Raw genomic sequence first — 13,249 nt, forward strand, 5'->3', positions numbered from 1 at the left:
GAGTGATTGGTCGGGCGGAATCACCATGCTGGAGAATGAGCCGGGCACGGGAGCGGAAGGCGGGCTGAAGCGCTGGCTCGAGGGTATCGGGCTTGGCCACTATACCGATCTCTTCGCGCAGCACCGTCTCGATCTCGACGTCATGGGGGACCTGACCGAATCCGATCTCGTCGAGCTCGGATTGCCGCTCGGCGATCGGAAGCGGCTCCAGCGGGCCATGACCGCGTTGTTCCAGGCCGAAACAGCGGAGAAGCCCGACGTGACGGCGCGCCCGCAACCGCGCACGGAAGTCGGGGCCGAACGGCGTCAGCTCACCACCATGTTCTGCGACATGGTGGATTCCACCTCGCTCTCGGTGCAGTTCGATCCGGAAGACGTGCGCGACATGATCGCGAGCTTCCGCGAAACCTGTGTCCGCGTGGTGAAGCATTACGAGGGCTTTGCCGCCCGCTTCGTCGGCGACGGTATTTTGGTCTATTTCGGCTATCCGACCGCACATGAGGACGACGCCGAGCGCGCGGTGCGCGCGGGGCTCGAGATCGTCCGGGTGCTGTCGACGGCGCGCGCGATCGAGCCGCGCGGTGCGCTCAGCCACTCACCCGCGGTCCGCATCGGCATCGCGACCGGTCTCGTCGTGGTCGGCGATCTCGTCGGACAGGGCACCGAAGAGCGCGACTCCGCGGTCGGAGAAACCGTCAATCTCGCCGCGCGCCTGCAAGGCCTGGCGCCGCCCAACGGTGTGGTGATTTCCACCTCGACCCAGGCGCTGCTGAAGGGGAAGTTCGACTACCGCGATCTCGGGGTCCACGCGCTGAAGGGCATCTCGGAGAAGGCGCAGGCCTGGCACGTGATGCGCGCCTCGCGGGTGGAGACCCGCTTCGCCGCCGCCATGGGCACGCGGCTGACCCCGCTCGTCAATCGCGAGGAGGAGATTGCGCTGCTGATGGGCCGCTGGCAGCAGGTCAAGGATGGCGATGGCCAGGTCGTGGTGAAATTTGGCGAGCCCGGCATCGGCAAGTCGCGCATCATCCAGGAAATCTTCGAGCGGATATCGGGCGACCGGCATGGCCAGGTCTCGTTCCAGTGCTCGCCCTATTACACCTCCACGGCGTTCTATCCGTTCGCCGAGCAGCTCAAATTCTCCCTCGGTCTCGACCGCGAGGATGCGTCCGCCCAGTCGCTGGCGAGCCTGGAGACCGCGATCGTCGCCGCGCATGGCGACATCGAACAGGTCACGCCGCTGTTTGCCGCGCTGTTGTCCATTCCCACCGGTGACCGCTATCCGCCGCTCGAGCTGTCGCCGCAGCAGCAAAAGGACGCGACCGTCGCGGCCCTGGTCAATCATTTCCTCGGGCTCGCGCGCGAGTTGCCGCTGGTGATCGCGTTCGAGGATCTGCACTGGGTCGACCCGACCTCCCGCGAGGTGATCGATCTCCTCGTCGACCGGGCGCAGAACAGGCCGGTCCTCGTCATCATCACCGCGCGTTCCGAATTCCAGCCGAGCTGGAACGCGCATTCGCACATCACCACCCTGGTGCTGAACCGCCTGAGCCGGCAGTTGCGCGCAACGCTGGTCGAGCGTGTCGCCGGACGTGAGCTTCCCAAGGAGGTCGTCGAGGAGATCATCGTCAAGACCGACGGCGTGCCGCTGTTCCTGGAGGAGCTCACCAAGACCGTTCTCGAATCCAACCTATTGACCGAGCGGCACGGGCGCTACGTGCTGTCGGGCCCGTGGCGGCAGCTCGCGATCCCGGCGACGCTGTCGGACTCGCTGATGGCGCGGCTGGACCGGATGGGACCGTTCAAGCGGATCGCGCAGATCGGCGCCACCATCGGCCGCGAATTCTCCTACGAGACGCTGCACGCGGTCGCCAATACGCCCGCCGAGCAGATCGAGGCGGCGCTCAATCATCTGGAGCAAGCGGGATTGATCATGCGCCGCGGCCATCCGCCCGACGCGCTCTACTCCTTCAAGCACGTGATGATCCAGAACGCCGCGCATGCGAGCCTGCTGCACAGCGAGCGGCGCAAGCTGCATTCCCGGATCGCCCAGGTGCTCGCCGAGATGTATCCGGAGAAGACCGAGCGCGAACCGGAGCTGCTCGCCCATCATTTGACCGAATCCGGCCAGAGCGAGGGCGCCGCCAGCTTCTGGCTCAAGGCGGGCAAGCAGGCGGCCAAGAGCGGCGCCAATCTGGAGGCGATCGGCCATCTGCGCCGGGGTTTGAGCGTCGTGCAGGCCAATGCGCGCATGCAGGGCGCCGACGAGATGGAGCTCGAGCTGCGCATCGCGCTCGGCAACGCGCTGATCGCCGCCAAGGGCTACGCCGTGCAGGAGGTCGAGGAGAATTACATTCGCGCGCTCGAGCTCGGCCAGCAGCTCGACGACGAGGAGAAGGCCTTTGCCGCCACGCGCGGGCTCTGGGTCTGTCATTTCATCCGCGCTGACCTGACCCGCGCGCACGATCTCAGCGTCGAGCTCCTGAAATTTGCCAAGCGCGAGCGGTTGAACGAGGGCGCGCAGCCGGCGCAGCAGACCGGCTATCTGATCGAGGCGCATCGTGCGATCGCGATGACCATGCTCTATCGCGGGCGCTTCGCCGCCTCGCAGCACCATTTGCACCGCTGCATCAACCTGTACAGCCCCGATCTGCACGCCGATCTGATGGAGCGGCACGGCACCGATCCCGGTGTCGTCTCGCTGTCCTATCTCGGCTACCTGCTGTGGTTCCTGGGCCGGCCCGACGCGGCGCGCCAGCACAGCGAGCAGGCGATCGCGAATGCCGAGAAGATCCGCCACCCCTTCACGCTCGCCTTCGCGCTCGTGTTCGGCGCCTATCTCTGTCAGCATTTGCGCGACGTCGAGGGCACGCGCGACCACGCCAACCGCGCCATGATCATCGCCACCGAGCACAATTTCCTGCACTGGAAGCAGCAGGCGGCGATCCTGCGCGGCTGGGCGCTGGCGCAGCTCGGCGAGGCCGACGAAGGCCTCAGCCAGATGCGCTTCGGCCTCGACGAATACGAGGCGATGGATTCCTGGCTCGCCGGCTGCTGGTTCCGCTGCCTGCTCGCGGAGGCCTACGCCAAGGTCGGGATGCGCGATGCCGCCTTGCGCGCGCTGGACGGTGCGCTCGCGACCGCGAGACGGACCGGCGATCACTCCTACCTCGCCGAAGTCTACCGCCTGCAGGGCGAAATCACCCTGTCGGACGGCGATCCGGCCTCGGCGAAGGAGGCCGAGGAGCTGTTCGGCCTGTCGCTGGAAATCGCCCGCAAGCAGGGCGCGCTGTCCTGGGAGCTTCGCACCGCCGTCAGCCTCGCGCGCCTGTCGCACGAAGCCGGCAAGCGCGAGCACGCAAGTCTCCTGCTCGTACCGATCGTCGGCAAATTCAGCGAGGGTTTCTACACGCCGGACCTGAAACTGGCGATGCAACTGGTCAACGAGCTCAGTGCGGACGCGCCCGTTCCTGAACAGGCCGATCCCGTGCGATGAGCGATCTTGCCGCCGCCCGCGCGCGTTACGTCGAGTTGATTGCGAAGCGTGAACGGATTTCCTCAAAGCGCCTGCTGGAGGCACTCGCCACTGTTCCGCGCGAAAAGTTTCTGGCGAAGGGACCCTGGCGCATCAAGAGCGAGGCGGCGCGCAGCTATCGGCTGACGGCGGATGCCGATCCCGTTCATCTCCAGGACAATGTGCTGGTCGCGATCGATGCGCGTCGCAAGCTCGACACCGGACTGCCGAGCCTGTGGGCGCATTTCATCGATTTGCTCGACGTCGGCGAAAAAGACCGCGTGGTCCAGATCGGCTGCGGGCTCGGCTATTTCTCGGCCGTGCTGTCGGGGATCGTGGGCCCGAAGGGCAGGGTGCATGCCATCGAATGCGACCAGCGGCTTGCGGCGCGCGCAGCGACCTATCTTGGCGCCTATCGCAACGTCGCGGTCGTCCACGGTGACGGATGCGAGGACATCGGCGAACCCGCCGACGTGATCATCGTTCATGCCGGCTTCTCGCACCCGCATCCGCTCTGGCTCCGGTCGCTCCGCCCGCGTGGCCGCCTCCTGGTGCCGCTGACCCAGCGGGACCGCGAAGGCGCCGCCCTCAAGATCACGCGCAAGCGCAAGGGGTTCGAAGCCGAGGCGGTGCAGCAGATCCGGATCTTCCCCGGCCAGGGACGAGGTGTGACCGCGCTCGACGACCGCGTCGCCGACTGGTGGCAGCGCGCGTCGGCCCTGGCGCCCTTGCGGTTTCGCGGCATCGAGCAGGGGCTGCCGTCGGATAGCTAATGCTTGGTTTCGTTTTACCTTGATCTCGAATGCAAGTTTCCAACGGCTCCGGCCGGGGCTATGACTGCGGCCTAATCGCCATACGAGCGCGCCCATGCATTCCGTTGCCCTGCTGACCGCCAGCTACGCCAAGGATATCGAGCGCTTTTCGCTGCTCAGCGAGAGCATCGACACCTGGTTGACGGGTTACACGCGGCATTATGTTCTCGTTAACGATGAGGATTTGCCGCTGTTCGCGCGGTTCGCATCCGACAAGCGCGTCATCGTTCCGGCCTCGCGTTACTTGCCGAAATGGCTCCGGGCGCTGCCGCCGGCTCTCCAGTTCATCAGCAAGCGGCGGGTCTGGCTGTCGCTGCTGTCGTCGCCCGTCCATGGCTGGCACATTCAGCAGATCCTCAAGATCGCCGGCGTCCTCAACGCGCCGGAGCAGCGCGTCTGCATCCTGGATTCGGACAATCTGTTCTTCCGCGAATTCGATGTCGGCCAATATGCCGGCGCCGAGAAGACGCCGCTGTTCGTCACGCGTAAGGGGATCGACGCCGACCACCCCTTGCATGTGCTGTGGCTCCGCACCGTCGATCAGCTTCTCGGTATCGAGCAGCGCTCGTTCCCGGCCGACGACTATGTCGGCAACGCGCTGGTCTGGGACAAGGACACCGCGCGCGCGATGACCGACGCGATCAAGTCGGCGACGGGATTGAACTGGGTTCTGGCACTGTGCCGGAAGAAGAAGTTCTCGGAATATTTGATGTACGGCAACTTCGTCGCCAACTCGCCAGCCCATCTGACCGCGCACCGGGTCACGGAAGAGAGCATCGCGGTCTCGCATTGGGACGACACGCGCCTCGACCGCCCGGCCATCGAGGCGATGATGCGCGCCGCTTCGCCCGAGCAGGTCGCGCTCTGCATCCAGTCCTATTCGTCGACCTCGATCGACGATATCCGCGACGTGTTCCGCCTCAGCTCGCGCGAGCGTCGCGGTCCGAGCCTCGCGCCCGACCACGTGAACGACGCGGCCGAATTCGCAGTGCCGAAGGCGCGCTGAAGACCGGCGCCCTTACACGTCCCGCGTGAATTTGCTGATCACGTCCATGAACGGCTTCGGCTTGAATTCGCCGTCGAGCGGCAAGGGACGGTTCGGCTGCTTGTCGGCGCGGGCAAAGGTGCCGTTGATCCAGCTGTAGCGGTCCGAGAGGCCCCAGGTCAGGATCGAGCGCACGGGTCCGCTGGTCGCGATCGCGGTCAAGAGATCATCGACGCGCTTGGCGACGACGGCATCACGCTCCGCCGGCGTTCCCATCAGCTTCTGGTCGTCGACATCGAGTTCGGTGACGAGCACATCGAGGCCCCAGGAGCGCAGCTCGGTGACGAATTCGGCCAGCCCGTGGGTGTCGATCTCCAGCTCGGCATGCAGATGCGCTTGCAGCCCCACGGCGTGCAGCGGCACGCCTTGGTCGAGCAACTCCATGATGAGATTGCGGTACGCTGCGCGCTTCGCAATGAACGAGTCCTTTGCCGACTCGATGTCATATTCGTTGATCGCGAGCTTGACGAAGGGATCGGCTGCGGCGGCGGTGCGGTAAGCGAGAGGAATCCAGGCGTTGCCCAGGTGCTGCGTCCAGAACGTATCGCGGCGGTCTTTTGGACTGCGGGGATTGTCCGGGATCGGCTCGTTGACGACGTCCCACGACGTCAGCTTGTCCTTGTAATAGGAGACGACGGTGCCGATGTGGTCGACATAGGCGCGCTCGACGCCTTTGGAATCCTTGATCTGCTTGGTCCAGTCCGGAATGTCATAATACCAGGCGAGCGCGTGGCCGCGCATCGTCAAATCGTTCTGCCGCGCGAAATCCAGAATCGCGTCCGCGCGTTCGAACGCAAATGTGTGCGCGGTCGGCCGCAGCATCGGCCATTTCAGCTCGAGCACCGGCACCACCTGTGTGCAATAGGTGCTGATGGCTTCGCCGAGCCTGGGATCGGCTTGCAGGTCCCAGAGCGTGGCCGCGGCGCCGAACCCCGGACGGCGCTGGGCAAGCTTTGATGCCGGCGCTGCGGACGCCGATGCGCCCGCCGCAAGTGCTGCAGCGCTGCCGAGGAGAAATTCGCGTCTGTCCAGCTTGGTCACGGCAGTCCTTTTCGAACCAACGCGCCACCGTACCAAGCGCCGCCTTGCAACGCCGCGGTTTTCCCTCGTTGGGTTAACTTTGTCATCTGTGAATCATGGTTCCTTTGGGTGATCGCGCACTCCCGTTCCGGGAAGGGCAAATTTAACGCTAACGTGCGAAAGCAGCCTCGGAGGCTCATTCGCCGCCCGATCTCCAGACTTATGTGACACTCTTGAGGGATGCTGCGGCGCAATTCGTTCGCCCGCCAAGGTCCAATTCATTAGCGGCCGTCACATTCGCAACAAAGTTGCCGGTCCCGTGCTCGCATGCTGAACCGCCATTTCTCGATTTATCTCGTCGCCTACATCCTGCCTGCGGCGGTGGGCTTCTTCGCGGTCACGGCCTACACGCGGCTGCTGACGCCGGCGGAGTACGGCGTCTATGTCGTGGGCATCAGCCTGGCCGGCATTCTGGGCGCGATCTTCTTCGCCTGGATCAAGCTGTCGGTCTCGCGCTATCAGGCAATGTCGGCCGATGTGGATTTTCGCGGCACGGCGATGGTTGCCTTCGGGCTCACCGTCGCGGTGCTCTGCGCCACGACTCCACTGGTCTTCCTGTTCCGCAGCGATCTCAGCGTTGGGCTGCTGCTCGCCAGCATGTTCGTCGCGATCATGGCGAACGCGGTCGATGTCGGCCAGGAGTTCGAGCGCGCCAAATTGCGTCCCTACAGGTTTGCGGCGATCTCGATCGTGCGCAGCGTGTCGAGCGTGGGTTTCGGCCTGCTCGGCATCTGGCTCGGCTGGGGTGGATTGGGACTGCTCGCGGCTTTCGGCCTGGGTTCGCTCACCGGGATCATCCTGAACCTCGTCGGCGACCGCACCAGGATCGCGCGCTTCCAGCGCAGCCAGTTCATGCAACTCGCGCGTTACGGCCTGCCGCTGACGCTGGCCGGATTGTCCGTTGCAGTCTATTCCGCCTGCGACCGGCTCATTGTCGCCTATTTGCTTGGCAAGGACGCCGCCGGCATCTTTGGCGTCGCCGCCGATCTGCCGCGCCAGTTCATGGTCATGATCGCCTCCAGCGTCGCCGCGGCGACCGTGCCGCTGGTGTTCCGGTCATTGTCGGAGAAAAACAGCGAGACGACGCGGGAGCGGCTGACCGAGAGCCTCGAGCTGCTGCTCGTCGTGGTCGCGCCCGTCGCCGTCTGGCTCGCGCTCGCGGCCGACCAGGTCGCCGGCACGCTGGTCGGCGTCGACTTCCGCGCCGGCGTGTCGGCGCTGCTGCCGACCCTGGTGATCGCGCGCTTCTTCGGCATCGCCAATCAATTCTACGTGCAGATCAGCTTCCAGCTCGCCGAGCGGCCGTTCATGCTGGCGGCGCAGTCGTTCCTGACGCTGGTCGTCAGCGTGGCGTTGATGTTCGCGCTGGTGGCCGGCTACGGCCTCTACGGCGCGGCGCTGGCGACGCTCGCGACCGAAGCGATCGGCTTCCTCGTTGCCGTCGTCCTGATGCATCGCGCCCACCCTGTCCCGTTCGACCTCCACCGCCTCGCCAGTGTTGCCGCCTCCGCCGCGGCGATGGCGGCTGCCATCCTCGTTGCGCAATCGCAGGTCAACAGCGCCGGCCTCGTCCCGTTCATCGTCGTGAGCCTTGCCGGGGGGCTCGCTTATGCCGCCGCCGCGTGGCTGTTGAACGTCGCAAATGTCCGGACGCTGTCGCTGCGTTTCCTGCGAACCTTCAACCGCAAGGCGTTGGGCGTCTAGCAGGCGTCCGTCGAGGCCTTCCCGGACATTCTGCCGCAGCGTTAGACCGCCAGCTTCGGGCCAGCCCCGGCTGCACGCCGCCCTTCCGCCTGCGCGACCCGTCGTATAAGAGAGATTTGTCGCCGGAACGTGCCGAATCTCGCCACAGACGGAACGTAAGGCGGCTGCGATTTCTTAATGCAAAGATCTCAATCTGACCCATGATCGACACCAGCGGACTGGCATTTCGACCGAGGATGGCATGAAAAACCGACTGACAACGGCGCAATTCACCACGACGACGCGGCGTTGGGGGCCTCCCGGAATTGTAACCTTGGCGGCGATCGTCGCATTGGCGGCGGCGGCCCCGGCCACCGCGGCCAAGCAGGCGCGTCCGCCGGCCGAGGCCGTGGCGCCGCGCGAGGCCGGCGAGCCGATCATGGCGATCGTCTCGATCAAGAGCCAGCAGGTCACTTTCTACGACGCCGAGGGCTGGATTTTTCGCGCGCCGGTGTCAACCGGCACGACGGGACGCGAGACGCCGGCCGGCGTCTTCGCCATCGTCGAGAAGGACAAGGACCATCATTCGACCATGTATGACGATGCCTGGATGCCGAACATGCAGCGCATCACCTGGAACGGCATCGCGCTGCATGGCGGACCGCTGCCCGGCTATGCCGCCTCGCATGGTTGCGTGCGCATGCCCTTTGGCTTTGCCGAGGGCCTGTTCGACAAGACGAACATCGGGATGCGGGTGATCATCTCGCCGAACGACGCGGCCCCGGTCGATTTCTCCCATCCCGCGCTGTTCATGCCGAAGCGGGAGGCCATCGAGGCGGCGCCGCACCGCATCGACAGGCTCTCCGGCGAAGCCGAGGAGGCCGTCCGGGCCGCCGACGATGCCAAGAAGGCTGCCGCCCTGGCCGCGAAGGACGCCGTCTCGCTTCCCGCGTCGCTGCGCAAGCTGGAACAGCAGAAGACCCGGGCCGACGCCGAGCTCGCCTTCGCCGACAAACAGCTCGCGGCAGCCAAGACCGATCAGGCTCGGGCCAAGGCCGAGGAGCTGCAGCAGAAGGCCGCCACCAAGGCTGCCGATGCGGCGACGCAGCTCGATGCCGCCAGGGCCGCCGCGCAGCCGAAGCGCGACGCCGTCGCCGCCACGAAGGAGGCCGCGAAGGTCGCTGCGGCGAAGAAGGCCGAGGCCGTGAAGGCTGCGACCGATGCAAAGCTCGCGCTCGAGCCGGTCTCGGTCTACATCAGCCGGGCGACACAGAAGCTCTACGTGCGGCGGAACACGCACAAGCCGGCGCCGGATGGCGGCGGCGAGGTGTTCGACACCAGCATCGAGGTTCCCGTCACGATCCGCAATCCCGATCAGCCGCTCGGTACGCACATCTTCACGGCGATGGCGAAGAACGATGCGGGCCTGCGCTGGAGCGTGGTCTCGATCGAAAACGGCGACGACGCCAAGGACGCGCTCGACCGCATCACCATCCCGCAGGAGGTGTGGGATCGCATCGGGCCGACCGCATTGCCGCGCTCGTCGATCATCATCTCGGACGAGCCGCTGAGCGCCGAGACCAACTACCGCACCGAATTCGTCGCAGTGCTGAGCAACCATCCGCAGGGTGGTTTCATCACGCGCAAGCCGACCGCGCCGCCTCCGATGGCCGTTGCCAGCGACGACAGCTGGGGCAATGGCGGCAACGGCTTCGGCTTCTTCTTCCAGCAGCGCGATCCGGCCCCGCAGCCCGTCAATCCGCGCCGGCGCGGCCAGTATCAATATTACCAGCCGGCACAGCCGATGCAGCGAAGTTTTTGGTAGGACGCGGGAGGCCGGGCTGAGGTCGAAGCCCGCAACTACCTGCGTGCCTCGATCACGATAGCCTGGATCTTGCCTTCGATCGCGCCGGATCCATGGCGCGTTCGGATCGCCTCGGCAACGATGTCGGTTGCGGCCTGAAGCTTGCTGGCGTCCCTGGCCTCGATCTCGCTGCGCAGCGGCGTGCCTTGGCAAAGGGCGATCGCGGCATATTCGGCCGACGGCGCGCGGCTGATTTCAGGCCGCGTCTCGATCGCGATGTCACGGAAGCCCGCACGTTCGAGGTCGGTCCTGATCACCGCCTTGTCGTGATAGCCGTGCGGCGTCCGGACCATGAAACGGGGCGGGTCATCGGGAAACAGCTTTTCGAGCGCGAGCGTCGCTTCATGCGTCAGCACATTGTCCTCGATCCGGTCCCAGACGTTGAACACGAACGTGCCGTCGCCCTTCAGGACGCGCTTCATCTCGCCGTAGGCCTTGACGCGGTCCGGAAAGAACATCGCGCCGAACTGGCAGCACACAACGTCGAACTCGGCGTCGCCGAACGGCAGGGCCATTCCGTCCGCCTGGCGCCAGATGATGCGATCATCGTCCGCCTGGCGCTGCGCCGCGACCGCGAGCATCGGCTCGTTGAGGTCGGTCGCGACATAGCGGACGCCGGGCGGCAGCGCCGCAGCCACGGCGCGCGTCACCGCACCCGTGCCCGCCGCGATCTCCAGCAACACGGAAGGCGAGCGCGCCGCGACCCGTCTCGCGATGTCGTCGGCGTAAACGGCGAAGATCATCGGGACCAGATATTCGTCGTAGAGCTTTGGGATCGAGCCGGCGAAAACCTTGTCAGTGTTGGACATGCGTGCCTCGCTCTAGGTTCGGACGCGACGTTCAGGTTACCACGGATCGCGGCCTACCGTGCCAGCAATGTCGCGAACCCCGCCGGCTCCTGCATCGCCTTGCGCGCCTCCAGCGACATCGGCTCGTAGCGGCTACCGCTAGAGATGCTGAGCCGGCTCTCGATGCCGCTCGATCCGGCGTAGCAGCCTTCGGGCGTGTAGCTGACAAAGCCGTCGTCGCCGAAGCCGATGGCGGTGAGGAGCACGCGCCGCTCGGCGATGTCCCAGACCTTGATGGTCTTGTCCTCGCTCGCGGAGATCAGCCGCGTGCCGCCCGGAAAGAAGGCGACCGCCTCGATGTCCTCCTGATGGCCCGCAAAGCTTGCGAGCAACCGGCCGCTCTCGGCGTCCCACAAATTCACCGACTTGTCGCGTCCGCCGCCGCCGGTCACGATGCGTTTGCTGTCCGCGGACCAGCTGGCCGACACGACATAGTCGCGATGTCCCGTGAGGAGCCGCGCGGTGCCGCCTTTCGCGTCCCACACCTTTGCCGCGCCGAGCTCCGCGTCCGAGCCGGCGGTGACCAGGCGCGTGCCGTCGGGCGAATATGCCACCCGCAGCGCCTTGCGGCCGTAGGCATCCCTCGCGTCGATGGCACCGCTGGTGCGATAGAACCTGATCTTGCCGTCAAAGCCGGCCGAGACGAACTCGCCAGAACCTGAGGGCGCGTAGCTCAGCGAGCGGACCGCCGCGCGCGCGGGATCGGCGCTCTGGTGATCGAGCCTGCTCCTGGCGAGATCGCGGGTGCCAAGATTCCAGATCCGCACGACGCCGTCCTCGCCGGCCGAGGCCAGATATTTCGGCGACGATTCCGGCGCGAAGGCGACCGCGAACTGTTTGGCGCCGGCATCGAACGTCAGGCTCTGACCGTCGTTCTTGAGATTCCACACCTTGACCTTGCCGTCCCATCCGGCGGAGGCGAGCAGTGTGCTGTCAGCCCAATAGTCGAGCGCGTAGACCGCGCCGGCATGTCCCCGCAGCACGCGCGTCTGCCGGAACGAGGCTGCATCCCAGAGCCGGATCACGCCGTCGTCGCCGGCGGTCGCGATCTCCCGGCCGTTGGGAGCGATTGCGATGGTGCGGACGCTCGCCCCCTCGACATTGGGCTTGATCGAGACCGGAATGAAGGGACCGCCGACGGCGTCGTTGCCGCGCCGCGCGATCCGCGTGGTGCAGCTCGCGGACGGGATGGCCGCAACGCTCTTCGTCTCGGTCGCGGGTGGACTGGTGAGCGCGAGCGGTGTGACGGTCGCCGGAACGGCCGCGAGCTTTGGCGCGGCCACGGGTTTTGTTGCCTCCGGCTGCGGCGGCAGCACGGGGGTGGTCTGCACCTTCTTCGTTTCAATCGCGACGGGGGCTGGCGCTGGTGCCGATGCGGGACGGGCGGCCACCGCCGCGAGCTTGTTGCGCTGAACTTTCGCCAGGTCGGTGTAGAACCCGCTCGGATGCGCGGCGATGTAGAGGTCCCAGGCTTCCACCGAGCCGACGCGCTCGGAGAATTCGTAGTCACGTGACGCGCTCATGTCGGTGGATGCGACGGGCGCAGGCGGTGGAGCAGAAGGCGCTGCCGCCGGCGCCAGCACGACATCGTCGCCGCCGAGCGAGCCGTAGATGAAAGGCTCCTGCTTGTTGGTCGTGGCCTGGAGCACCTCGTCGCGGACATAGCCGAATGCCTTGCGCAGATCGAGGCCGGGGGTCGCGAGGTGATGCGCCAGCGCCGTCGCGAACGGGCTGTTCTTGCCGTCGCCGTCGAGCGCGGTAAGGCCGGCCTTGGCGGCAAACGCCACCAGTGTGTTCGGGCTCGACGGCTCGACCTTGGCCAATCCGCGCGCGACTGCCCGCGACGCCATCGTGCGCTTCATGTTCTTTGAAAACGGATTGTCGCGGCAGGCATCGAGAATGACGAGGCGCAGCCGTTTCGCCGGCTCGATGGCGACGAGCACACGGTCGAGCCCGATGGTCTCGTCATAGACGTCGGTGTCGTTCTCGAGCTGGGCATCGACGGGAACGAGATAATTGTTGCCGTCGATCTCGATGCCGTGGCCGGCATAGTAGATCACGGCGATATCGGCGCTGCGGGCCTTGGCGCCGAAATCGCGCAACGCCCGCCGCATGTCCTGGGCCGAGAGGTCGTTGCGCGCTTCGACCACGGTGAAGCCGGCCTTCTTGAAGGTCTCGGCCAGCAGGTTGGCGTCGTTGGCGGAATTGGAGAGCTTGGGTGCGCGCTGATAGGCCGAATTGCCCATGACCAGCGCCATGCGCTGGTCGGCAAAGGCCCCAGTCGGCTCAAGGGCGAGAGTCAATGCGCCGAGAATAAAGAGACAAAAAAACTTCATCACGGCCCCCAAGCCGGGATATCTGCAATGCCGGCGAGAATATCCGACCAGGGCCGCAATACAATTT

Annotated in this window: 8 protein-coding genes and 1 pseudogene; 5 read left to right on the plus strand and 4 right to left on the minus strand. The window is 65.9% G+C overall.

All coding sequences use genetic code 11. The features are described from left to right. Nucleotides 1-25 precede the first annotated feature (25 nt). The 3 genes from IVB31_RS09155 to IVB31_RS09165 all read left to right on the plus strand — a co-directional run bounded on the left by IVB31_RS09155 (nt 26) and on the right by IVB31_RS09165 (nt 5,332). A complete protein-coding gene (locus tag IVB31_RS09155; protein ID WP_247320999.1) occupies nt 26-3,496 on the plus strand; it encodes an AAA family ATPase in 3,471 nt (1,156 codons plus the stop codon). Beyond that, a complete protein-coding gene (locus tag IVB31_RS09160) occupies nt 3,493-4,287 on the plus strand; it encodes an rRNA adenine N-6-methyltransferase family protein (RefSeq protein WP_247321001.1) in 795 nt (264 codons plus the stop codon). Before IVB31_RS09155 ends, IVB31_RS09160 begins: the two co-directional genes overlap by 4 nt. Before the next feature lie 94 nt (nt 4,288-4,381). Further along, nucleotides 4,382-5,332, plus strand: a complete 951-nt coding sequence (locus IVB31_RS09165; protein WP_247321003.1) for a DUF6492 family protein — start codon at nt 4,382-4,384, stop codon at nt 5,330-5,332. Nucleotides 5,333-5,344: 12 nt separating this feature from the next. Here the strand turns inward: IVB31_RS09165 and IVB31_RS09170 are convergent, their stop codons facing one another. Then, nucleotides 5,345-6,412, minus strand: a complete 1,068-nt coding sequence (locus IVB31_RS09170; RefSeq protein ID WP_247321005.1) for an endo-1,4-beta-xylanase — start codon at nt 6,410-6,412, stop codon at nt 5,345-5,347. Nucleotides 6,413-6,718: 306 nt separating this feature from the next. Here IVB31_RS09170 and IVB31_RS09175 point away from each other — a divergent pair, with 306 nt between their 5' ends. Both IVB31_RS09175 and IVB31_RS09180 read left to right on the plus strand, forming a co-directional pair. Beyond that, nucleotides 6,719-8,155: an oligosaccharide flippase family protein gene (locus IVB31_RS09175; RefSeq protein WP_247321008.1), complete on the plus strand. Its 1,437-nt coding sequence runs from the start codon at nt 6,719-6,721 to the stop codon at nt 8,153-8,155. A 241-nt stretch (nt 8,156-8,396) separates the two neighbouring features. After that, nucleotides 8,397-9,959, plus strand: coding sequence for a L,D-transpeptidase (locus IVB31_RS09180; protein ID WP_247321010.1), 1,563 nt, complete (start codon nt 8,397-8,399; stop codon nt 9,957-9,959). A gap of 35 nt (nt 9,960-9,994) precedes the next feature. Here the strand turns inward: IVB31_RS09180 and IVB31_RS09185 are convergent, their stop codons facing one another. The 3 genes and pseudogenes from IVB31_RS09185 to IVB31_RS09195 all read right to left on the minus strand — a co-directional run. Then, on the minus strand, nt 9,995-10,807 hold the full coding sequence (locus IVB31_RS09185; protein WP_247321012.1) for a class I SAM-dependent methyltransferase: 813 nt from the start codon (nt 10,805-10,807) through the stop codon (nt 9,995-9,997). Nucleotides 10,808-10,860: 53 nt separating this feature from the next. Next, nucleotides 10,861-12,237 carry a WD40 repeat domain-containing protein gene (locus IVB31_RS09190; protein ID WP_247321249.1) on the minus strand — a complete coding sequence of 459 codons (1,377 nt, stop codon included), beginning with the start codon at nt 12,235-12,237 and terminating at the stop codon, nt 10,861-10,863. Beyond that, nucleotides 12,226-13,182: pseudogene (locus IVB31_RS09195) on the minus strand (caspase family protein); the annotation flags it as partial. The gene IVB31_RS09190 and the pseudogene IVB31_RS09195, both read right to left, overlap by 12 nt. Between the last annotated feature and the right edge of the window lie 67 nt (nt 13,183-13,249).

Origin of the sequence: Bradyrhizobium sp. 21 (assembly GCF_023073335.1) — a bacterium.
Lineage (GTDB): Bacteria > Pseudomonadota > Alphaproteobacteria > Rhizobiales > Xanthobacteraceae > Bradyrhizobium.